Origin of the sequence: Aquibium carbonis (assembly GCF_003970795.1) — a bacterium.
In the GTDB taxonomy this organism is placed as follows: Bacteria; Pseudomonadota; Alphaproteobacteria; order Rhizobiales; family Rhizobiaceae; genus Aquibium; species Aquibium carbonis.
In genome coordinates this window covers 13,588-34,737 of the sequence record NZ_RWKW01000015.1, presented here as the reverse complement: position 1 = coordinate 34,737, position 21,150 = coordinate 13,588, and the positions used below count along the sequence as shown (strand labels likewise).

Annotated in this window: 18 protein-coding genes; 9 read left to right on the top strand and 9 right to left on the bottom strand. The window is 66.5% G+C overall.

The window, feature by feature from the left end; all coding sequences use genetic code 11:
* Positions 1-47 precede the first annotated feature (47 nt).
* The 4 genes from EJC49_RS04765 to EJC49_RS04750 form a co-directional block, all read right to left on the bottom strand.
* The gene (locus EJC49_RS04765; protein WP_126698322.1) at positions 48-1,589 is read right to left on the bottom strand and encodes a sulfatase-like hydrolase/transferase; all 1,542 of its coding nucleotides are present in this window, start codon (positions 1,587-1,589) and stop codon (positions 48-50) included.
* A gap of 129 nt (positions 1,590-1,718) precedes the next feature.
* Positions 1,719-2,480: a sulfotransferase family 2 domain-containing protein gene (locus tag EJC49_RS04760; protein ID WP_126698321.1), complete on the bottom strand. Its 762-nt coding sequence runs from the start codon at positions 2,478-2,480 to the stop codon at positions 1,719-1,721.
* Positions 2,477-3,289 carry a hypothetical protein gene (locus tag EJC49_RS04755; RefSeq protein WP_126698320.1) on the bottom strand — a complete coding sequence of 271 codons (813 nt, stop codon included), beginning with the start codon at positions 3,287-3,289 and terminating at the stop codon, positions 2,477-2,479. The genes EJC49_RS04760 and EJC49_RS04755 overlap by 4 nt, the downstream gene beginning before the upstream one ends.
* Positions 3,286-3,897, bottom strand: a complete 612-nt coding sequence (locus EJC49_RS04750; protein WP_170314611.1) for a sulfotransferase family 2 domain-containing protein — start codon at positions 3,895-3,897, stop codon at positions 3,286-3,288. The genes EJC49_RS04755 and EJC49_RS04750 overlap by 4 nt, the downstream gene beginning before the upstream one ends.
* Positions 3,898-4,067: 170 nt before the next feature.
* On the opposite strand from EJC49_RS04750, the gene EJC49_RS04745 reads away from it, so the two are divergent.
* The 4 genes from EJC49_RS04745 (at position 4,068) to EJC49_RS04730 (ending at position 9,359) form a co-directional block, all read left to right on the top strand.
* Positions 4,068-4,829 (top strand): sulfotransferase, encoded by a 762-nt coding sequence (locus tag EJC49_RS04745; RefSeq protein ID WP_170314610.1) that lies wholly within the window; start codon positions 4,068-4,070, stop codon positions 4,827-4,829.
* Between the two features lie 111 nt (positions 4,830-4,940).
* On the top strand, positions 4,941-5,630 hold the full coding sequence (locus EJC49_RS04740) for a glycosyltransferase (protein ID WP_126698317.1): 690 nt from the start codon (positions 4,941-4,943) through the stop codon (positions 5,628-5,630).
* Between the two features lie 67 nt (positions 5,631-5,697).
* A complete protein-coding gene (locus EJC49_RS04735; protein ID WP_126698316.1) occupies positions 5,698-6,630 on the top strand; it encodes a glycosyltransferase family 92 protein in 933 nt (310 codons plus the stop codon).
* Complete coding sequence (locus tag EJC49_RS04730; protein ID WP_126698315.1) at positions 6,627-9,359, top strand: non-ribosomal peptide synthetase; 2,733 nt, start codon at positions 6,627-6,629, stop codon at positions 9,357-9,359. The genes EJC49_RS04735 and EJC49_RS04730 overlap by 4 nt, the downstream gene beginning before the upstream one ends.
* Before the next feature lie 10 nt (positions 9,360-9,369).
* Here EJC49_RS04730 and EJC49_RS04725 read toward each other — a convergent pair whose 3' ends face one another.
* Positions 9,370-10,548 (bottom strand): amidohydrolase family protein, encoded by a 1,179-nt coding sequence (locus EJC49_RS04725; protein WP_126698314.1) that lies wholly within the window; start codon positions 10,546-10,548, stop codon positions 9,370-9,372.
* A gap of 258 nt (positions 10,549-10,806) precedes the next feature.
* Here EJC49_RS04725 and EJC49_RS04720 point away from each other — a divergent pair, with 258 nt between their 5' ends.
* A complete protein-coding gene (locus tag EJC49_RS04720; RefSeq protein ID WP_126698313.1) occupies positions 10,807-11,583 on the top strand; it encodes a hypothetical protein in 777 nt (258 codons plus the stop codon).
* 241 nt (positions 11,584-11,824) lie between these two features.
* Positions 11,825-12,565 carry a glycosyl transferase gene (locus tag EJC49_RS04715; RefSeq protein WP_126698312.1) on the top strand — a complete coding sequence of 247 codons (741 nt, stop codon included), beginning with the start codon at positions 11,825-11,827 and terminating at the stop codon, positions 12,563-12,565.
* 53 nt (positions 12,566-12,618) lie between these two features.
* Here the strand turns inward: EJC49_RS04715 and EJC49_RS25555 are convergent, their stop codons facing one another.
* From EJC49_RS25555 to EJC49_RS04705, 3 genes are all read right to left on the bottom strand, one after another.
* Positions 12,619-12,786 (bottom strand): hypothetical protein, encoded by a 168-nt coding sequence (locus EJC49_RS25555; protein WP_170314609.1) that lies wholly within the window; start codon positions 12,784-12,786, stop codon positions 12,619-12,621.
* 99 nt (positions 12,787-12,885) lie between these two features.
* Positions 12,886-13,968 carry a DNA topoisomerase IB gene (locus tag EJC49_RS04710; RefSeq protein WP_126698311.1) on the bottom strand — a complete coding sequence of 361 codons (1,083 nt, stop codon included), beginning with the start codon at positions 13,966-13,968 and terminating at the stop codon, positions 12,886-12,888.
* 226 nt (positions 13,969-14,194) lie between these two features.
* A complete protein-coding gene (locus tag EJC49_RS04705) occupies positions 14,195-14,917 on the bottom strand; it encodes an alpha/beta fold hydrolase (protein ID WP_126698310.1) in 723 nt (240 codons plus the stop codon).
* A 108-nt stretch (positions 14,918-15,025) separates the two neighbouring features.
* Between EJC49_RS04705 and EJC49_RS04700 the strand changes: the two genes are divergently transcribed.
* Positions 15,026-15,949: a LysR family transcriptional regulator gene (locus tag EJC49_RS04700; protein WP_126698309.1), complete on the top strand. Its 924-nt coding sequence runs from the start codon at positions 15,026-15,028 to the stop codon at positions 15,947-15,949.
* A gap of 78 nt (positions 15,950-16,027) precedes the next feature.
* Here EJC49_RS04700 and EJC49_RS04695 read toward each other — a convergent pair whose 3' ends face one another.
* Positions 16,028-16,966, bottom strand: a complete 939-nt coding sequence (locus tag EJC49_RS04695; protein WP_126698308.1) for a heme/hemin ABC transporter substrate-binding protein — start codon at positions 16,964-16,966, stop codon at positions 16,028-16,030.
* Positions 16,967-17,144: 178 nt separating this feature from the next.
* Between EJC49_RS04695 and EJC49_RS04690 the strand changes: the two genes are divergently transcribed.
* Positions 17,145-19,235, top strand: coding sequence for a TonB-dependent receptor domain-containing protein (locus EJC49_RS04690; RefSeq protein WP_126698307.1), 2,091 nt, complete (start codon positions 17,145-17,147; stop codon positions 19,233-19,235).
* Between the two features lie 17 nt (positions 19,236-19,252).
* Entirely contained in the window at positions 19,253-20,332 is a 1,080-nt protein-coding gene (locus EJC49_RS04685) for a siderophore-interacting protein (RefSeq protein ID WP_126698306.1), read from the top strand.
* Positions 20,333-21,150: the final 818 nt, after the last annotated feature.

The following is a 21,150-nucleotide window of genomic DNA, read 5'->3' as shown; positions in this document are numbered from 1 at the left end:
CTTGCGCCGGAAGGACGCCCTGCCCCGCGCGGGACCCAGCCTCCGGCCTATTCATAGGCGTAGGGGGAAGGGTCGACGACTTCGCCCTCGACATCGATCCCGTGTTCGTAGGGCGCGAGGTAGGGATCCTCGCCCCCGGCCAGGCAGGCGACGATCCCGCGCACCAGTTGCGCCGTCGTGACAAAGTGACGGTCGCTTGCCGGCATGTCGGCTGCGCAGGCATCGGCCGGATGCAGGGCGGCCAGCACGGCGTATCGGTCCTGCACGTGAAACATGCTCGGCTCGCCGCTCCGGGGCATGTCCGAGAGACTGAGCCCCTGGTCGCCGAAGACGAGGATGATGGCAGCCGAGTCGGTCTTCCTGATTGCGGCGAACATGCGCGTGATGGTTTCGGCGGCGTCGCGAAGGAAACCCTCCGATCGCCGGCGGAAACCGGCAAGCTGCGCGACGTCGATGTCGTCGAACTTCGGGCCCGTATAGTGGTGCGGCGGCCTTGTGTGGACGAAGATCAGCTGCGGTTCGTCGCGCTCTTCGATCCAGCGGACGCTGTCGGCGAAAAACGCGGCCTTGTCCGCGTTGCGGAGCTTGGTGAAGCGGTTGAGAAATTTGCGCAGATTGCACGCGCCGAGATACATCACGGGCTTCACGTCCCGCGCGACGAAGTGGAAGTTGCAGATCGACGGCGCGATGGCGAGTTCGAAATGGTCGACATGCGGACCGCCCACCCCGAACTTGGGCGATTCGACGAGCGTGTTCACCGTATAGCCATTCGCCTTGAACAGCGAAAACAGCGCGCTCGGGACGTTCCCCGAAACGGTGTCGCCCCTTTCGTCTCTAGGTATCGCGGCTTTCAGCCCGCGATGCATCGACAGCAGCAGATCGTAGGATTCCCGCGTCGGCTGCGCTTCGGTGAAGCTGTTGGAAAAGATGCGGAAACCGCTGGCGCGAAGAACGTCGTTGAGCGGCGAGCGGTCGATGCCGAGATGCTTGCGCAGGATCGCTTCCGAAGTCGCGGCCGAAACGCCGATCAGGTAGACGTTGGGTCTCGACGTGAAGGTCACCGGCCGGATGAACCGGGCGATGTCGTCGTCGAGATCGAATCTCCCCGCGACCGGCGATCCATCGTGAACGGGCTGGTCCCCGGCGTCCGATCCCGCCGCCATGAACACGGGCACCACCCCGACGACGAGGCCGAACCCCACCGCCAGGGTCGTCGCGATGGCGGGCCGGGCAGGCGCCATCAGCGCCACGCCGGTGACGGTGGCCAGCGCCAGCACGGCGGCGACCAGCACGAGGAGACCCTGCGCAGCGGCGTCGAGGTCGAGCGCCATCAGGTGAAAGTTCCAGACGACGAAAACAGCGACCGCGCCGGCCAGCAGCGCCTGTCCGCGCACGGAGCCGCGCGTCTCGAGCCGGGAGAACACATGGCCGAGCACGAACAGGAAGGCGAGGAGCACGGCGCCGAAGCACGCGATGTCCAGCCAGGACACGACGACGCTGAACCTGTCGAAGAGCGCGATCGACGAGATCACGCCGACCGTCGTGCAGAACAGCAGGAAAGGATTGGTCACCCGCCGCAGGATGGTCATCCCAGGAGACCCGTGATCCCCGCCCGTCCCGTGCCGCTGCGCCGGATGGTTCGGTCCAGCCGGCCCTGGCGGCTTGGCGAAGGGGACGCGCAGTTGGTGGTCGTCATCATCGGCGCCTTTCCCGTGTCGTCACGAGCCGAGGGGAGGCGACCGGTCGTAAGGCAAGGCATCGAAATCCTCCTCGTAGAGGTCGCGCACGAGGGTGGCGATGCCCTCGTCATAGAACGCCGCCATCTTCGATCGGGCCCTGGTTCGGGTCTCGAGGTTGACCTGGGCGAGCGTCGTCTCGACATCCGCTGGCAGCGCAATGCCGCGTGATTCCAGCAGGCCGGCGAAGCAGTGCGGGTAGTCCTCGAACGTCAGAACGGAATCATATCGCGAAAGCGGCATGAAGAGCATCTTCTTTTGCAGGTCCCAGTGCGGATCCTCGTCCAGTCCGCCCTTTGCCAGCCACGCGACGAAATCGCGGAAGCCCCGTCGATCGAGATCGAACGCCCCGAACCGGCGTTGGTACTCCGCCTTGCCGAACTTGTTGAGGAAGGCGGAGAGAACGCGCGAGTAGGGATCGCGCACGATGACGAAGTAGTGGTAGTCCCTGGCTTTCAGCACCTGCAGCGGCGAGGCCTTCTGCATGTGCAGGGAGGCGGACTTTGCCGGACGGTCGTCCAGACGGCGCCCGCTCTCGATTTCCGTCAGCACCGTCACCGTCGACGAGTTGGCGTTCTTCTTGATGCGATTGTAGGCAAGGCGCAATCGCGGGTACAACGCGACGTGGCGCGAGGCGCCGACATTGATGCCTTGGCGCCCGAAGCGTGGGCCGAGCAGCACCGGAACGAAGCCATCATTGACCTGCCGGTAGAATGCCCGGAGTTTGTCCTTCGCCAGGCTCATCGTTCCTCACATGCGTCCGTGCCGCTCGCCGCTGCGGTGGGACCGTAAAGATCGGCAAGGCCGGCCAGTTCCGGTTCGGTTGTGACGAGGCGATACCGCTCCCGAAGCCGCGCCAGCAAGATCATGTCGGCCCGCGTGTGCTTGGGCAGGACATGTCCGGCGTTGTTGCGATTGAACCGGTAGCCGCCGCTCGTCAGGAAGACGTTACGGTCGCTGAGGCCAATGCCGCAGATGATGTAGGTGGCCGCCTCGCCGTTTTCGGTGATCGCCAGCAGCAAGGCCAGGATGCCGGTCGAGGGCCGGTACTTGGCGCGCACGTCCTTCATGCCGTCGCCGGCGACGCGGTTCAGCCAGTATCCCGCGATCTCGGTCGCGTCGCGCAACTGGACGCCGACCGGCTGCGAAAAGAACGTCCGATCCATGACCGGATACCGCAGGCGGCCGACGTTCTCCACCATGGCCGTCCGCTCCCTGACGCTGATCACCGTCGTGGCCGGGGCGGGGTCGCTGGTCGCCAGCAGGGACAGGACGCGGTCGACATGGTTTCGTCGCCCCGGATCGGCGAACAGCACCAGTCGGGAGGCGCCGCTGGCGCGCACGGCCGCGAGCTTTCGTCCGTAGAGGTCGTCTCCGCCGGCTTCGTGCTCGATCCCCTTGGCCAGAACCGTGCTGCTCGCCACGACGATCCGCTCGCGGCACTCGGCGAAGGCTGCCTCGTGCCCCATGACGGCAGCGTTGGCCGCGTAGATGGCATCGGCGGTCGGGATGACGGCGCCGGGTTTGGCGCCGAGGATGACGATCTTCTTCATCCGGCGCCACCGGGCAGATCATAACCGTAGCGCGCGAAATCGCCTCGGTAGGTCTCGACGATCCGCGCCAGGCTGCGTTCGCTGGGCGCGACCTGCGACTTGGCGGAGACATTGTCATGCTTGAACCCGCCGTCGAGCCGCGCCCCGGTCGCCTCGCGCAGGCGCGGGATGATCCTGTCGAGCCCGTCCTCGATGCGGAAGGTCTCGCAGCCGAAGCATTCGAACTCGGTCTGTGGGCGGAAATGGTTCTCCCTGAACCAGGCGTTCCGCGCGCGCCGCTGCAGGCTGTAGTCCAGCCAGCGGTCGAAACCGACGAAGTTCTGCCAGTGAAAGCCGACCTGTTTGCGCTGGTACGAGTACTCGCTCAGGATCCGCGACAGCGGGTTGCGCACGACCATGAAGGCATAGTCGAACATGCCGGCAAAGAAGATCTGCTCGAGCGCGGCCCCGTGCAGGTGACGCGGTCTCAGCCGTCGCCCGTAGACCTGCATCGGCATGTCGAATCGCTTCGGGGCGTGGCGGCCGAGATATTCCGAGACGCTCGTGCCGGCGTTCTTCGGGATGTGGATGAACAGGATCCTGCGACCGTTGATGTCGAATACCGGCATGAGCCTTTTCTGCCGCCGGGCGAGTACGGGACAAATCGCTTCCATCGCGTTGATCCACCGAATATGTGTGCGGTGTCAAGGCGAATGGGAACGGTCTTGCGATCCCGGGATTGTCGCTTCCAACCGGGCTGCCGCCGGTCGTCATGGACAGAGTGGGCCTTATGGATCCGATGCCTGAAATCTGCGTGGTGCTGGGCATGCACAAGTCGGGAACCACGCTGGTCAGCGAGATCCTGCACCATTCCGGCATCCGGATGGTGGAAGACGACAGCGCCGAAACCTACGACCTCGGCAATCATTTCGAGCGTGAAGACACCAACCGGCTCAACAAGCGCCTGCTTGACTGCGGGGAAGCACCGAGCATCCGCGTGGTGGACCGGCTCGACCTGGCCGGCGTGACGCCCGACCTGCGGGTCGCCGCCCAAGCGCTCGTGGAGGCGGCGGGTGCTCGCGATCCCGCCTGGGGCTTCAAGGATCCCCGGACCTGCCTCACCTACGATTTCTGGAAGGCGGTCCTGCCTGAGCACCGGTTGGTCTGCGTCTTCCGCGACGTCCGCGAGGTGCATGCGCACTATCTGAAGCGACGGCGATACGCCCCCCTCCGCGGCCTTCACGTGCTCCGCGCCTGGGAAGCGTACAATCGCTGCATGCTCGACGCCTATACGGCCGCGCCGTCCCACCGCCGCATTCTCGTCGACTATGCGCGGTTGATGCGCGACGACGTCGAACTGGCGCGGCTGGGGGCGTTCGTGGGGCGCAACCTCGTCGACCGCCGCATAGCCGGCTTGCGGCGCAACGCGCCCGTCGAGACCGCGAGGCTGCGCTGCGAAGCCTGGCTCCACAAGCGCTCGACAGGGCGCGACGCCATGGCGCTGGACCGCGAAATCCGAACCCTTGCGGAAATAGAGGCTGCGGGGTTCGTTCGTGGCTGAGCGCGTCGAACCACATGTACCCACCGCCGTTCTTCAGCTAGATTGCCGGGGTCGCCACGATCGTTCGCCGGCGCACGGCCAACCCGATCTTCGAACTGCATGGATGCCGAAATGATCAACGTTCTCATTGGCTTCGATCCGCGAGAGGCGATCGCCTTTCATGTCTGCGTCAACAGCATCATCCGGCATTCCAGCGATGTCGTCTCGATCACGCCGCTCGCTCTCAAGAACCTGAAGTCCTACTCGGAGCGGCATGGCGATGGTTCCAACCACTTCATCTACACGCGGTTTCTCGTGCCGCACCTGATGAACTACAAGGGCTGGGCGCTGTTCATCGACGGCGACATGATCCTGCGCGACGACATCGCCAAGCTCTGGGACCTGCGCGACGATTCCAAGGCGGTCATGTGCGTTCACCACGACTACAAGACCAAGGCGCAGACCAAGTATCTCGGCTCCGTCAATCAGGACTATCCGCGAAAGAACTGGTCGAGCGTGGTGCTGTGGAACTGCGGGCACCCGGCCAACAGCGTCGTGACGCCGGAGTTCGTGGCGAACGGAACCGGCGCCCAGCTTCACCGCTTCACCTGGCTCGACGACAGCCTCATCGGCGAACTGCCGAAGGCATGGAACTGGCTTCCCGACGAGTTCGGGCCCAATCCCGAGGCCAAGCTTTTACACTTCACGCTCGGCACGCCCTGCTTCCACGAATACGCCGACGCGCCCATGGCGCAGGAGTGGCACCGCGAGCGGCTCCTGACGGATTATTGCGCCCAGCGCGATATCGAGGGCGGATTTTGAACTCCGGCGCGATGCAGGTTTCCGCCGCCGTCGTCGATCCCCACGCCCCAGCCGGGCTCGCGGGCCGATGAAGCCGATCGTCCGCCTCGTCGGCGGCTGGATCGCCGCCCGCCGCAACCGGAAGGCCGCGTTCGAGTTCGAACTCGCCGTGTGCGCCATCTTCAAGAACGAAGGCCCTTATCTGGAGGAGTGGCTCACCTTCCACTATGGCGTCGGGGTCCAGCACTTCTTCCTCTACAACGATGCCAGCGATGACAACTGGGCCGAGGTGCTCGAACCATGGATCCGCCGGGGGCTGGTCACCGTGACCGACTGGCCGACGGAAGCGCAGGTGCCCGCCTACAACCATTGCATCCGCAACAACCGTGACCGCGCGCGATGGATCGCCTTCATCGACTTGGACGAGTTTCTCTACAGCCCGTCCGGCCGTGACCTCCCCGACGTGCTGCGCGACTACACCGACGTCGCGGCGATCTTCGTCTATTGGGTGCTGTTCGGCTCTTCGGGCCACCGGACACGGCCGGAGGGACCGGTGATCGAGGCCTACACGCGCTGCCTCGATCTCGCGGGCGCCATCGACGACCGTTTCGACCACGGCAAGTCGCAGGATCGCAGCGACTATGTCACCGGCTGGTCGCGCGATGGAAAGAGCATCGTCAATCCGCGCATGGTGCGACGCTACAACGTTCACAAGCCCAAGTTCCTGTGGGCCGGCGAGGTGCTGGACGAGAACCGCAGGCCGGCGCGCCAGCGGGATCGCGGCGTGACCGTCAGCTACGCCGTCCTGCGCATCAACCATTACTGGGCGAAGTCGCTCGACGAGATGACGGAGAAGGTCGCGCGCGGCAGCATCTGCAACCGCAACCGGCCCAAGCGCAACCTCCAACGCTGGCTTGAGCGCGAGCGAATGCTGAACGGATCCGAAGACCGCACGATCCAGCCGCTCTGGGACCGGATCAAGAGCGGCAGGATCGCCACGAGCCCTGCGGAAGCCGAATGAACCCCGCCGTCCTCGCAGCGCCCGACATTGCGTCCGTGCTGAAACAGGCGGCAGCGCAGTATGGCGATGCGGTTGCCTTGCTCTCGCCTGACCATGGCGAGACGACGTATCGCGAACTCGACCGGCGTATCGCCATGCTCGCTGGACGCCTGCGGGCGAGAGGCGTCGACCGGGGCGCCCGGCTTGGCATCGTCATGCCGAATGGACCGGACATGTCGGTCGCCCTGCTGGCCGCCTGCTCTGCCTGCACGGCCGTACCGTTCAACCCGGCTTTCACCCGCGACGAACACCGCGCCAACTTTACCCATTCCGGTGTCCGGCTGCTCCTGGCCGATACGCAGGCCTGCGGGCCCGCGGTCGCCGCCGCCCGGGAACTGGGGCTTGCCGTCATTCCGTCGGGGGAGCTTCTCGGCGGGGACGGCGCGTCGACGGACAGCGCGGTCTCACCGGGCCCGGACGACGTTGCGATGGTGCTGACCACGTCGGGCACGACCGGCAGGGGCAAGCTGGTGCCGTTGACCCATCGCAACCTGTGCGCAGGGGCTGCCGACGTCGTCCGCTCGATGGATCTCGGCGCTGGCGATCGCGTCCTGAGCATGTGGGAGCAGCACCACATCGGCGGTATCGTCGACCTGTTGCTTGCACCGCTGATGTCGGGCGGCTCGGTCGTCGTGGCCGGCGGGTTCGATGCGGCTCGCTTCTTCGACCTGCTGCCGCGGTTCCGGCCGACCTGGTTCCAGGGCGTTCCCGCCACGCTTCGCGAATTGTATCACCACGCCATGAACGCCGAGACACCGCCACGCGGGTCGTCGCTGCGTTTCCTGCGTTCGGTGGCGGCGGCGCTGCCGCCGCAGTGGATGGCTGACCTCGAAGCATCCTTCGGCGTGCCGGTCATCCAGACCTTCGGCATGACGGAGGCGTCGCCGCTCATCACCTCCACGCGCCTGCCCCCGGCAGTCCGCAAGCCCAATTCCACCGGCTCGTCCTGCGGCACGCTCGTGGCGATCCTGGACGCCGAAGGGCGTGCGCTGCCTGCGGGCCAGAGCGGGCACGTCGCCATCCGCGGCGCAAACGTGTTCGCCGGTTACGAGAACGATCCCCAGGCCAATGCCGAAGCCTTCCGCGACGGGTGGTTCTACACCGGCGATCTCGGCCGTCTCGACGCCGACGGCGACCTCTTCCTCACGGGCAGGGCCAAGGAACTGATCAACCGCGGCGGAGAGAAGATCTCCCCCTACGAGATCGAGGAGGCGCTCCTGGGTCATCCCGGCATCGAGGATGCCGCCGCGTTCCCGGTCGTCCACCCCACGCTGGGCGAGGATCTCGGCGTCGCCGTCGTCATCCGCCCCGGGGCGATCGTCACCCACCAGGACGTACGATCCTTCGTCGGGGGCCAACTGGCGGCGTTCAAGATACCGCGCCACTTCATGGCCGTGGAAAGCCTGCCCAAGTCCCCCGTGGGCAAGGTCCTGCGCAAGGATGTCGCGGCCCTGTTCGCGGCGCGGCAGGTCTCCGGCCCCGGCCCGGCACGGCCGACGAATGAACTCGAGGCGGCGCTCGCGGCTCTGTGGGCCGACGAACTCGACGTTCCCGAGGTCGGCATCGATGACAGTTTCGCCGCCATCGGAGGCGATTCGCTCTCCAGCGTCCGCATTTTCCTCGCGGCCGAGGCCATGGTCGGCTTCAAGCTGCCTGACGAGGCTGTCCGGCACTTCGACACGGTCCGCAGCATGGCGGCCTGCCTCGTCGAACTCGGCTGTTCCGTCAAGCCGCCGTTCGGCCAGGCCAGGGACGCGACGGACCGGGATGCCGTGCTGGATCTCGTCACCGGAACCATGGCCGATCGCCAGGCGATCACGCCGGACTTCCTGCGTTCCGCCACGAGCGAGGTCGCGTTCGAGGCCGCCCGCCACACGGCCGAAACCATATCGACGCCGGCCGAACTGAAGCAGCTGATCGAGCATCGCGGCGGCGCCTCGACGCTGGCGGCGCTGCTGAGGCATCCGATCCTGTCGCTGCGCATCGCGCGGCGGCGCGCCTCCATGCGGCGCGAGTTCGAAGCGACCATCGCCGCGGCTGCCGATCCGCTGGCCTGGGTTCGGGAGGAAGTCGGACCCAATGTGGATCTGTTTCATGCGCCGCATCGCGGCGCCAGCGCCCGCAAGACGCTGGTTGTCGGGTTTTCCAGCCGCGCCATGCGCCTGACGGCGCCGACCTACCATATCCTGTGCGCGCTCGATCCGGCGCAATGCGAGTTGCTCGTGCTGCGCGATCCGAGCCGCCGCCACTACCTGTTCGGGATACCGGGTGTGGGCGATACGATCGAGGCGGCGGCGCGGTGGCTGGAGACCTACGCCAGCGCGCGCGGCAACGCCCGGGTTGTCGCGCTCGGCACCAGCGCGGGCGCGATCCCGGCCATCTGCGCCGCGATCGTCAATCGCTGGCCGAGGGTTCTCGCAGCCGGCGCGGACCGTCCGTCCCACCATCCGCATCTGACCGAGGTGCTGCGGCTTTGCGCAGGCCTGCAGGCCCGCGAGGGCGCGACGACGATCGTCCTCGCCTATTCCGCGCGCAAGCAGCGCGATGCCATGGGCGCGGCCGAGATCAAGACGCTGATCGATTCGGCCATCCTCAAGGGAGACGAGCGTTTCAAGGACCACGCCTTGCTCTACCTCCTGCAGCGGAAAGGCGAGTTGGGGACGTTCCTGAAGGAAAACCTCCTCGCCTGAGCAGCGCGGCTCAGATGCTCTGCCGTGACGCTCCAGCCACGGCCGCCGCCGCCATGTCGGCGTCGTCGGCGAGGTGACGACGGATGCGGTCCCGCGCCGCCGCATCGACGCGCCTGCCGGCCGCCAGGGTGGCGAGGACGTCGATGTCATAGTACCGCAAGGCATTCGAAAGGACGAAAAGCTCGTCGATCAGGTCGATCGTGCCCATGGGCGAGGTGATGTCGCAGATGTTGTCCGAGCCCATCCGGACATGGAGCCCGGCGGCGAGAAAATCGAGCACCCGCGCGATGGAGTTGAAGGTCGGCGAGGTGAAATGCCGGACCTGCCGCATGCTGATCGCGGCGGATGGGCAGGTGATGATGCCGATGTTGAGCTCGGCGAGATCGTCGACCAGCCTCCGGAAGCGCGTCTCCTCGTAGGTCGACGGCGAGATGACGTGGATCAGCCAGATCAGCGGCTCATCGTCCCAGGCTATCCCTGCGCCGAGTTCGCGCGCCACCTGCACGACCGTTTCGCTTCCGCCTTCGTGCTGGTGGTTGGATTGGTCGACATGGATGTGGATCTTGCGCTGCAGCCGGGTCGCCAGCTCGATTCCGCGTCGGCAGCATTCTCGAAATCCGATGTTGTCCGGATAGACGGCGCGGTCGTCGCGCTCCGGAAGCAGGCCGATGAAATCGGCACGCTCCGCGCCTTCGACCAGGAGGTCCCAGCGGTGCGGTTCGGCGACCGGGTTGCCGAGCGGCGAATAGGCGCCCACCTGGAAATCGAGCCGCCCGCGCAGGCTCTCCTTGAGCTCGAGAAGCGCATCGAGCGCGCTGGTCCCAACCCTGTCGGCGGTGGTGTCGACGACGGTGTCGGCGCGCGTGGCGCCGATCGCCGCCATGTCCTCGAGATAGCCGCCGACCCGCGCCATCAGATTGTCGCGGTCATAGAGCGGGCTGGCGTGGATCATCGGAATGAGGGCGTGCTTGCCGGCCAGCGACAGATAGGCGCCGTCGTGCTTGCCCTTGCCGGCCAGCATGTCGACCGTGTCGTGGTAGGTTCCGGCGCGGTCGAGATGGAGGTGGGCATTGAACTGGCCGCCCATGGCGGCGATGCGCCGGTCCAGTTCGATGAAGAACGGCGTCGACCTGATTCGGCTGGCGCTGGGACCGGTTCCGGACATCGTGCTTGCCCTCTCATCCTTCATGATCGGTCGCCTCGCCCGCCCCGTTTCGACCGGCACCACCTGCTTTCGGGTTCGTTGGTCCCGTCGGGCGGGTTTTCTGCATTGCACCAGCCGTTGAATGGGGTCAAGAACGCGTCGCGCGCGTTGCGAAGCCCGGGTCTCGCGGTGCGCGAACGGGTCGCGACGTTGATTGGTTCCGCTCATCGCTGTATTCAGCGGCCTCGACCGGAAACGCCCGGACGGCGATCGGCGCATGGACACCCGGCGGAAGCGGCAGTCTTGATACCTTTCCTGAACATCGTCTGCTACAAGTGGGGCACGCGCTACGACGCCGAGGAGGTCAACATCCTTCGGGCGAGCGTCGGGCGGCATTTGTCCATCCCGCATCGGTTCCACTGCGTGACCGACGACCCGGAAGGGCTTCATCCCGACATCGTCGTGGTGCCGATTCCGGAGCGCGCCATGGTCGGAAACGGTCCCAAGATCCACACTTTTTCCGAAGGCTTCCTGGGTCTCGGCCCGCAGGACTACGTGGTGTCGCTCGACATCGACATCGTCATCGTCGACAGCCTGGATTTCTTGGCACGGGATCCCGAGAAGACCTTCATCATCGCGCGCCACCGGGCGAGCCGGTCGCGATCGCGCGGCCATGGCGCCGTCTACCGGGTCAAGGTCGGGCATCATCGCGAGATCTGGGACCGGTTCATCGAAAATCCGCAGCACTGGTCGTCGCTCTATCCGGGTCGCGACCACAACAAGTTCAGCGAACAGCGCTGGCTCGAGCACAACTTCGCGGGAAGGCCGATGGATTTCTTTCCCGACGGCAAGGTCCTGATCTTCCGCGTCGACTGCGCCGCTCGTTCACCGAGTTTCGTGCTCGGGCGACAGGCAGCCCGTCTCGGCCTGACCACCGCGCGCTGGGGCAAGGCCCGGCTGCCAGGCATCGGCGAAGCGATCGTCTCCTTCTCGGGTGAGGCCAAGCCGCGCCACGTCCTGGCCAGCCATTATGGGCACCTGAAGCAGGCGCCCTTCGTCCGCGACTTCTGGCATCTCTGAAACGCCGACGCGCTTCTGGCGGACCGAGCGGGCAGGCGGCAAGTCTGCGCCGATCCCGGTTTTTATGGCCGCCACCCGCGCCCCCGATGCAAAAACAACATCTGGTTGATTGCGGTTCCAGGCTCATTTTGATCAGACGGAACAAGCAGCGCGGCCGCGAGTTCAGTCAAGCTGCCTCCCGCAGGGAAAATGAGCCGAACAACATTTCGGGACCGATGGAACAGTGTTGAACGTGGCGTGCATGAAGTGGGGGGCGAAATATTCGGCCACCGACGTCAACCGCCTCCATGCCGGTGTCAGGCGATGGGTGTCCGGCGGCGTGCGCTTCTTGTGTTTCACCGACGATGCTGCCGGCCTGATGCCAGGCATCGAGGTGCACCCGTTGCCGGTGGAGCCGTTCGAGGCGGCGCTGATCGCGGGCATGAGCCAGCCCGGTCGAAAGGGCGCCTGGCGCAAGGTATCGCTGTTTCGCCCCGGGCTGGCGGGCATGACGGGCCCTCTCCTCGGCTTCGACCTCGATGTCGTGATCACCGGCCCGCTGGAGCCCATCGTCCAGCATGCGCCTGACAAGGTCGTGATGCGGCAGGAATGGCGCTACCAGCGGCGCGGAAAGCCGGGTGGCCACGGATCGGTGTTCTGCTTCGATCCCGTGCTGCATCCCTATCTGTACGACGATTTCGCCGCCGACCCGGAAGGCGCGATCGCGCGCCACAAGGGGAGCGAGCAGTTCTACACGTCCATGACGGCGCTGAGGCACGGGGCGCTGTCCTATCTCCCGGGCCATCTGGTCTGCAGCTTCAAGTACGACGCGATCCCGCCCTTTCCGCTCAACTTCCTGCTGACGCCGAAACAGCCGGAAGGGTGCCGGGTGCTCTGCTTCCATGGCCGCCCGCACATGGACGAAGCCATCGCAGGCTACCGGGGCTCGCTGCGGAACTGGAGCCGTCCGAGCCCCTGGATCAGGGAATACTGGACGGATTAGCCAGCCATCGGCCGTCGATCGACGCGGCCATCATCTGCCCGGGGTGGGCGGCTCTATCGCTCGGCGGTGTCCGGTCGGTCATCCGTCCGCGGGTCGTCGACAGGTTCGGTCAGGCCGTAGGGCCGTGGTTTCATGGGCATGCCGGCGTTCTGGTCGGTCTGGTCGCGTCGGGGATGCGGCTCGAGCTTGCGTGCGCCGGTCTCGCGGTCATTGGCTTTCATGGGACGTGCCTCGCGTTTTCCTCCATAACCGCGAGATGGCGTCGATGTTCCTGACGGGCGCCGTTTCCCGACGTCTGGCGCGTTTGGCCCGTTCGGCCATCAACGTCCTCCGTCCCCTTCTCCTTGCCGCCTGAGCCAGCGAAGAACGGTCGACTCGTCATCGTTCAGGCCGCGAAGCGGCCGGCGGCTGCGGCGGCGGATCTGGCGGATTTCCTCGCCGAGCGTGCCTTCCTCCCAGCGTTCGAATACCAGGGGGTGGACATAGCAGCGGCGACAGACCGCGCGGGTGTTGCGCAATCGGTCCGCCACCGCATCCACCACCTCGTTGGTCGCGCGGGCGAGTTCCCGTCCGGTCGCCGGCTTCTCGCGTTCGGCGAAGAGGATGGCCGCACCCGTGGTCGCCGCCCAGGTTCGGAAATGCTTGGACGTGAAGTCCGGCCCCGCCGTCTCGCGCAGATAGGCATTCACGTCGTTGGAGTGGATGAGGCGGTTCTGGTCCTGCTCGTCGAGATACTGGAACAGGTGCTGACCCGGCAGGTTCTCGACCTTGGCCAGGATCCGGGCCATGCGCCGGTCCGACAGGGTCAGCTTCCACGCCCGCCCGGACTTGCCGACGAAGGCGAAGCGGATCCGCTGGCCTTCCACCGTCACATGCCGGTTGCGCAGCGTCGTCAGCCCGAAACTCTCGCCCTCGCGCGAATAGGCTTCGTTCCCGATCCTGATCAGGGTTCGATCCAGGAGCCAGACCACCGAAGCCAGCACGCGCTCGCGCGTGATGCCCGGCTGCCGGAGGTCGCGGTCGATCCGGTCGCGGATCTTCGGCAAGGACGAGGCGAAGGCCGTCAGGGACGCGAACTTGGTTTCGTCCCGGTGCGCCGTCCAGCCGGCATGATAGCGATACTGCTTCCGTCCCTTCTGGTCGCGTCCCGTGGCCTGCATGTGGCCGTCTGGATCAGGCGATATCCAGACATCCGTCCAGGCGGGTGGAATGGCCAGCGCGCGAATGCGGTCTCGGACGGCCGGATCGGCCAGCCGCGCACCGTCGGGTGCGATGTAGGTGAAACCCTTGCCGGCGCGTCGGCGGCGGATGCCGGGCTCGGCGTCGGTGGCATAGGTGAGGTCGGCGGGCGCCTTCGCTTCGCCCGCGCCGGCCGGGCCTTCGTCCTCTCGTGCGGCGCGCATCGGTCAGCCGCGTCCGCTGGCGGGCCGTGGCCCGTCTGGAGCGTCGCCCCGCGGCATCCTCTCGTCCATGTGCTTTCCTTCGTCTCCGCCGGCAGGCTGCTCGCGTGCGCCTCGCCGCCAGCCACAATTCGCGCGGCTTCGGCTTGTTCCCGGTTCGCGCCGGAAACGCGCCGGAACGGTGGGACGAAACCGTCTGCGCCGGACGCGGTGGGCGGGCGCCTCGCCGTCAGTCCCGACCGGCGATCAGTATCGCCCGGGCGGCGCCTTCGGGATTGCTGAAGCACACTTCATGGCTGCCGGGAGCCTGGACGAGCCTGAACAGGCCGAGCTTCTGGGACAGCCGCGGGTGCCAGGGCATGGCGTGCGGCATGCCCGTATCCTCGGTGAAGTTGATGTAGGACTTGGGAATCTCGAAAGCCGCGGGCGGGCGCGACAGGGCGATCCTGTCCGTGAAGGTCCGGTAGGGCTGGGGCACCAACCTGGCATAGGCCGCCGCCGAGTCCGCCCCGGACATGTCGTTCGTCAGCGCCTCGCGCCAGATCGGAAACGGCATCATGACGGTGCCGTTCGTCTTCGCCATCTCGTCGAACATGGCCAGGAAGAAGTCCGGCACGAGATCGTTCAACGCCTCGCCGTCGTTCGGCACGAAGGCATTCCAGTAGACCAGCCGGCGGATCGCGCCGGCGCGCAGCCGGTCGGCGGCGCCGGTGATGACCATGCCTCCGTAGCTGTGGCCGACGAGGACGATGTCCGCGAGGTCGTGGCCGTCGACGAACGCCACAAGCGAACCGATGGCCTCCTCGAGGCCGACATCGGCCGGGTCGCCGGGCCGGTTGCCGGCCAGCGTCGGCGTGTGCACCTCGTGGCCCTCGGCGGCCATGCGGTCGGCGACGGGTCGCATCAGCTCGCCCGTGTGCCAGGCGCCGTGGACGAGCACGAAAATGGCCATTCGAATACCTCCCGTTGCGATGGCAGGCCCGGATCAGGCCGCGCTTGAAGATAGCGCTCCGCTTCGACATGCTGGAAATCGAACGATTGTATCGGGCCCATCGACACCATGAATATTGCTTCGCTGGACTTGAACCTGCTGCGGGTGTTCGACGCCCTGATGGTCGAGCGCAGCGTCACCAGGGCGGGAGAACGCATCGGCCTCAGCCAGCCGGCCGTCAGCGCCGCGCTCAATCGCTTGCGCCACCTCGTAGGCGATCAGCTCTTCGTCCGCGAAGGCAACGCCATGGTTCCCACGCCGCGGGCGCTCGCGCTCGGCATCGCGGTGCGCGAGGCCCTGGACCGCATCGACCAGGTGTTCTCCGACCACTCGACCTTTGATCCCTCCATCGCCAGGCGCACGTTCCGATTGCTGGGATCCGACTATTTCTCGACCATGCTGATGCCCGACCTCTCCCGGCGCGTGCTGGCGGAGGCCCCGAACGTCCTGCTGCAGTTTCTCGACGGCGGCCCGCGCGCGATGCCGCACGTGCTCTCGGAGGGGACGATCGATCTGACGCTGGCGCCACCCGTCGACATACCCGAATGGGCGGCATTCCAGTTCCTGTTCAAGTCGCGGCTCGTCGTGGCCGCGAAGAAAGGGCAGCCCGATCTGGCAAAGGCCGGTATCAAGGCGGGCGAGGCGGTGCCGCTCGATCTGTTCTGCTCGCTGCCGCAGGTCATCTGTTCGACCGACGGCGGCCTGTCCACCGCCATCGATTCGGCGCTGCATGCCAGGGGGCGGAAGCGACGCATCGTGCTGACGATGCCGCATTTCCATGCGCTGGCGCTCGCGGTCGCCGGGGGGCATGTGATGGGCTCCATGCCGTCGCAATTCGCCGCCATCACGGCCGAAAGCCTGGGCCTCGACCTGTTCGAACTGCCGGTCGGAGGCGACGAGCTGGACATGGGCATGTACTGGCACCGCCGCTACGACGGTGACGGCGCCCATCGATGGCTGCGCGAAAAGGTGCGAACCGTGCTCGAGGCCTGAGCCGCCCGCATCCGGACAGATTGAGGGCGTCGCGGCCGGGTCCAAGGCGTCCGCCAGGTCTTGAGCCGGCGCCGCGGCTCAATCCGGCCCGACGCCGCCCCGGTCGCCGTAGAGCGCCGTCGCGAGATCGCGCACCGCGTCGGCCGTGCGCGGCCCGAAACCGATCATGTAGGCTCCGTCCAGCACGATCAGCGACCGGGTCCGGCCGGCAGGCGTCGCCGCGAGCGCCCGGTTCGAGAAAACCTCCTCCGCCGTCGGCCCGCCTTGGCCGTCGCCCATCATCAGGATCACCTCCGGCGCCAGTTCGACGAGCCGCTCTTCCGAGGCGGCCTTGTAGCCGGAGACCTCGTCCATCGGATTGCGGCCACCCGCGAGCTTGATGATCGCGTCGGCGGCCGTGCCGCTGCCGGCGGCCGTCAGGCGGATCAGGCCGTGAAAGAACACCACCGTCTTGCGCTGCTCTGCCGGAATGCCGGCGGTCAGCGCCTTCGCCGCTTCCAGCTTCTCGATCACCGAGGCCGCGAGCGCCTGGCCGCTCGCGTCCCGCGACAAGGCCCGCGCGATGATCTCGATCTTGCGGCGGATGCCTTCGCCCGAATGATCCTCGGGAACGAAGACGATCGGAACCTTCAGCTCGCGCAGCACCTCCACCGCCTCCTGCGGCCCGATGTCCTCGGCCGCCAGGATCAGGTCGGCCGACAGCGATGCGACGCCCTCCGCTGTCAGCCGGCGGCGATAGCCGACATTGGCCTTGCTTGCGGTGGCGGCGGGAAACTGGCTGCCACGGTCCACGGCAACGATCCGCTCGCCCTCGCCGAGGGCGTAGACGATCTCCGTCACGTCGGATCCCAGCGTCACGATCCGCCGCGGCTCGCCCGTGGGGACCGTCTGGCCGAATGCGTCGAGGACGGGTGCTTCCGGTTCGGCCTTCGCCTGCGAACTCGCGAGCAGACAGGCCAGCAGCAGGCCGGAAAGGCGCGCTAAGCGGCAGGCGGAGGTGAGCGGATGGATCGACATCGTGGGGTCCTCGACAGGCGGATGGAAAGGGGCAACGCACCAATATGAGGCCTCCTTTGACCCGTCTCTAATAAGTTGACAAGCTTTATCATGTTTTATAGGAGAACATCGACCACGCCAGCCAGTGCCCTTCCTGCCCGCCAGCCGACTGACAACCAGACAGGGGCGGGCTTTTCCCATGAACGACGCGAAGTTTCTCAAGAGCACGGCGCTCGCCGCCGTGATGGCATGCGGCGCGGTACCGATCGCGATCGCGCAAGGCGTGGACGTGGAGGCCGAGGCGGAAGCCGTCGTGCAGGCGTCCGCCCCGACCGCGACCACGCTTCTGGACCGCCTCACCATTTCGGCCACCATGGCGTCCCAGGCCGTCATCGACGCGCTGTCAGGCACGAGCCTCGTCTCGTCCGAGGAGCTGGCGCGCATGCAGGCGGTCACCGCGGCCGATCTCTTCCGGCAGGTGCCGGGCGTCAGCGCCGCGATGAGCGGCGACGATCCATCCACCGCGATCAACATTCGCGGCCTCCAGCAATATGGCCGCGTCGCCGTCACGCTCGACGGCGCGCGGCAGGACTATTGGCGCGTCGGACACGGCTCCGGGTCCTTCTTCATCGAGCCGGAACTGCTCAAGCAGGTCACCGTGATCCGTGGGCCGGTTTCCAACGCCTACGGCACAGGCGCGATCGGCGGCGTGGTCGCGTTCGAGACGAAGTCCGCGTCCGATTTCCTGCGCGCCGGCGAGACATGGGCGCTGAGCGAGAAGCTGCGCTACGAGACCAACGGCAAGGGCTGGCTGTCCAGCACCACCGGCGCCTATCGCCTCAACGAGGATGCCGACATCATCGGCAATCTCGTCTGGCGCAGCAGCGACGAGTACGAGGACGGCAATGGCGATCTCGTCCGCTGGACCGGCGAGGACGTTCTCAGCGGGTTCGGCAAGGCGACGTTCCGTCCGGCGGATGGGCACGAGGTGAAGCTCGGCGCGGTCGTCCAGGACTATGACGACGTCATTTCCGGTTCGAGCGGTTCGGCCTCGTCGACGCTGAGCCGCTACGAGACGAAGACGCGGGTGGAGAACTACACCGCGGGCTACACGTTCAATCCCCAGGACAACGCCTATGTGGACTTCGCCGCCAACGCCTATCACAGCGCCACGCGCTCGGATCAGTCGCAGGTCTGGCCCCAGTCGGCGATCGGCAACAGCCGCTACTACGATGTCGCCACCACCGGATTCGATCTGCGCAACGCGTCCCGTTTCGAGGCGGCGGGCCTGGAGCAGACGCTGACCTACGGCGTGGACTACGCCTATCTCTCCGGCGAATCCGATGCCGATCACTTCGGCAAGGGCGAGCAGCAGGCCTATGGCGGCTTCGTGCAGTGGGAGGGCAAGCATGCCCGCTGGCTCGACCTGACCGCCGCTCTTCGCTACGATGGATATCGTCTCGACGGCACCTCGAAGGCAACGTTGACGGAGCCATCGCAGGATGTCTCGCTGTCGGGCGAACGCTTTTCCCCGCGCGTTACCGTCGGCGTCACCCCGTTCGAGGGGCTTCAGGTCTACGGCACCTATGCGGAAGGCTATCGCACGCCGCATCTTCAGGACGTCTTCCGACAGAACGGCTCGCACAATTCGGGCTATGAGCCGAACCTGCTGCTGAAGCCGGAAGTGGCCAGCACCTGGGAGGCCGGCGTCAACCTCCGCTATGACGACGTCCTGTCTGCGGGCGACATGTTCCGCGCCAAGGTCAACCTGTTACATACCGACGTCGAGGACTACATCGCCACCGTCGCGTCGGGCGGCGTCACCCGTTCGCTCAACGTCGGCACGGCTAGGCTGCGCGGCATCGAGCTCGAAGGCGTCTACGATTATGGCCGCGGCTATCTCAGCGCCGGCGCCTCGTTCATCGATGCGGTGATGAAGGACGGCGTCTATGCCGGCGACAAGCTCTCCAACACCCCGCTCGACAATGTCGGCGTCACGATCGGCTTCCGTGCGCTGGAAGACCGCCTCACCTGGGGTCTGCAGTACCAGAGCATCGGCGAGGTGACGCGGGTGCTCTCGACCGGCAGCCGCGTCTATCCGCGTGTCGATCTCGTCAATGTCTTCGCCAACTGGGACATCAACGACAACTACCGCCTCGATGCCAGCGTCGAAAACGTCTTCGACAAGGCCTACACCGATCCGCAGACCGGCTGGGCGACGACGAGCGACATCGAGCAGGGCAAGGGCCGCACCTTCAAGCTGGCGCTGACCGGCCGGTTGGGCGGTTGAGGGACGGGAGCACGATGATGACCCCGCTGAAAAGCCAGGCCCATGTGGACCTCCGCGACCTGCCGGCCTACCTGCCCGGCATCGAGGAACGTCTTGCGAGTTTCGAGGCCCGATCCGTGAAGTCCGACAACCACGTCGAGTTTGCGTTTCCGTTCGGCAAGGGCAGGTTCGACATCGAACCGGGACGCCTGCGCATGAGCGCGCACGCCCTGGAAAGGGAAGGGCTTGCCCGCGTCAAGGACCTGCTGGCCACGGCGGTGCAGGTCTATGCGAAGGCGGAGTCGCCGGTCATCCGCTGGGAAGGTGACCTCGAGGACGACACGCGCCTTGCCCCCTTCCGCGAGATGACCGTCGTCGGCGTGACGGACCTGACGCCGCGGATGAAACGGGTGCGGCTGGCTGGCGAGGATCTCGAACGCTTCGCCCGCTTCGGCGGCATGCATGTGCGCATGCTGTTTCCCACCAGGGCCGTCCCCGAGCCCGACTGGCCGACGCTTGGCGCCAACGGCCTGGCGGCCTGGCCACCCCAGGACCGCAAGCCGACGGCGCGCGCCTACACGATCCGCAGGCTCGACGTCGATGGCGGCTGGATGGAGGTCGACGTCCTCATCCATGAAGGCGAGAGCGTCGGCTCGCGCTGGGCCAGTGCCGCGCAGGCGGGCATGAAGGTCGGCATCATGGGGCCGGTCGGCCGGCCCGTCCCGATGGATGCGCAATGGTATGTGCTCGGGGCCGACGAAACCGGCCTGCCGGCACTGTCGCGCCTGCTGGAAACGCTGCCGCCGGCTGCGCGCGGCGTCGCCTTTCTCGAGGTTGCCGACGAGGCAGAGCGGCAGCCGGTCGACAACCGCACCGGCATCGAGATCCACTGGATCCTCCGCAACGGTGTTCCGGCGGGCAGCGACGGCCGGCTGGCGAAGACGGTGCTGGCCGTCGAATGGCCGCGCGACCGCGCCTGCTTCGGCTGGTTCGCCAGCGAGGCCGACGCGGCGTCGCTGGTGCGCGACACCTGGCGCAACGAGCGGGCGCTCGGCCGCGACCAGACCCTCACCGCCACCTACTGGCGCCGCGGCGCATCGGGCTTCATGGCGGGCTGAGCCCGACCGCCGGATGGGGAGACCGTCGCGGACGGTCTCCCTCCAATCGCCTGTCCACCCTCCGGTTCAGGTGGTGGCGGTGGATGGATGATGCAGGATGCTCATAGGCGAGCTCTCGGTCGCCCTGCCGGAAACGGGTCGCCGCCCGAGGCGCGCTACCGTCGCGCCGAGATCGGCGTGATCGTCCGCAGCAGCACGCCCGACAGCCGGGAAGAGTGCCGGGTGCACCTCCATCGCCACGTCTGGGAGGCGGCGGTTCCGGGAATCCTCTTCGATCGCCAGCGTTGCAACGGAAAGCGCTGCAGCGCCCTGTGCGCATCTGCCAGCGATACGACCGAATTGCCGCCGATCGAACGATCGCTTGACCACTGTCGAGCCGTGTCTGCGTGATATCGGGGGCGTCTTCCAGTGCATCGGCCGTATCGATGACACGCTTCAGACTTGCCCGCTCGCTTCGCTGGCGGGGGCGGTCGTCCAACTCGGTGCCAGGATCGTCGGGTCGGACGAAATGGCGATCCTGAAAGCGAGTTCGCGCTGCGTTCGGCGATCCCGATTTGGTGGTCGCGCGGACTTACGTCAGCCGGAATGCGCTGAGCGAATTAAGCGTTGGAGGTGCCTTTGCGACGCATTGGACGGACCAGCCGAAGGAGCATTGTTGCACACCATTGCAGCACAGTCTGGTAAGCGCATCATGCTGATTGGGCCTAAGTATTTGATCCGATTGGTAGCGAGGATCAAATGGTGCCCAGGAGAGGATTGGCCCGGAGCGCCGAGGGTGATCGCTAAGTAGCTGATATCATTGAGGGGAAAATCAGGCC

Coding starts and splice junctions, on each gene's coding strand:
- EJC49_RS04765 (WP_126698322.1), bottom strand. CDS start 1,589: ATGACCATCCTGCGGCGGGTGACCAATCCTTTCCTGCTGTTCTGCACG.
- EJC49_RS04760 (WP_126698321.1), bottom strand. CDS start 2,480: ATGAGCCTGGCGAAGGACAAACTCCGGGCATTCTACCGGCAGGTCAAT.
- EJC49_RS04755 (WP_126698320.1), bottom strand. CDS start 3,289: ATGAAGAAGATCGTCATCCTCGGCGCCAAACCCGGCGCCGTCATCCCG.
- EJC49_RS04750 (WP_170314611.1), bottom strand. CDS start 3,897: ATGCCGGTATTCGACATCAACGGTCGCAGGATCCTGTTCATCCACATC.
- EJC49_RS04745 (WP_170314610.1), top strand. CDS start 4,068: ATGCCTGAAATCTGCGTGGTGCTGGGCATGCACAAGTCGGGAACCACG.
- EJC49_RS04740 (WP_126698317.1), top strand. CDS start 4,941: ATGATCAACGTTCTCATTGGCTTCGATCCGCGAGAGGCGATCGCCTTT.
- EJC49_RS04735 (WP_126698316.1), top strand. CDS start 5,698: ATGAAGCCGATCGTCCGCCTCGTCGGCGGCTGGATCGCCGCCCGCCGC.
- EJC49_RS04730 (WP_126698315.1), top strand. CDS start 6,627: ATGAACCCCGCCGTCCTCGCAGCGCCCGACATTGCGTCCGTGCTGAAA.
- EJC49_RS04725 (WP_126698314.1), bottom strand. CDS start 10,548: ATGAAGGATGAGAGGGCAAGCACGATGTCCGGAACCGGTCCCAGCGCC.
- EJC49_RS04715 (WP_126698312.1), top strand. CDS start 11,825: ATGAAGTGGGGGGCGAAATATTCGGCCACCGACGTCAACCGCCTCCAT.
- EJC49_RS25555 (WP_170314609.1), bottom strand. CDS start 12,786: ATGAAAGCCAATGACCGCGAGACCGGCGCACGCAAGCTCGAGCCGCAT.
- EJC49_RS04710 (WP_126698311.1), bottom strand. CDS start 13,968: ATGCGCGCCGCACGAGAGGACGAAGGCCCGGCCGGCGCGGGCGAAGCG.
- EJC49_RS04705 (WP_126698310.1), bottom strand. CDS start 14,917: ATGGCCATTTTCGTGCTCGTCCACGGCGCCTGGCACACGGGCGAGCTG.
- EJC49_RS04700 (WP_126698309.1), top strand. CDS start 15,026: ATGAATATTGCTTCGCTGGACTTGAACCTGCTGCGGGTGTTCGACGCC.
- EJC49_RS04695 (WP_126698308.1), bottom strand. CDS start 16,966: ATGTCGATCCATCCGCTCACCTCCGCCTGCCGCTTAGCGCGCCTTTCC.
- EJC49_RS04690 (WP_126698307.1), top strand. CDS start 17,145: ATGAACGACGCGAAGTTTCTCAAGAGCACGGCGCTCGCCGCCGTGATG.
- EJC49_RS04685 (WP_126698306.1), top strand. CDS start 19,253: ATGACCCCGCTGAAAAGCCAGGCCCATGTGGACCTCCGCGACCTGCCG.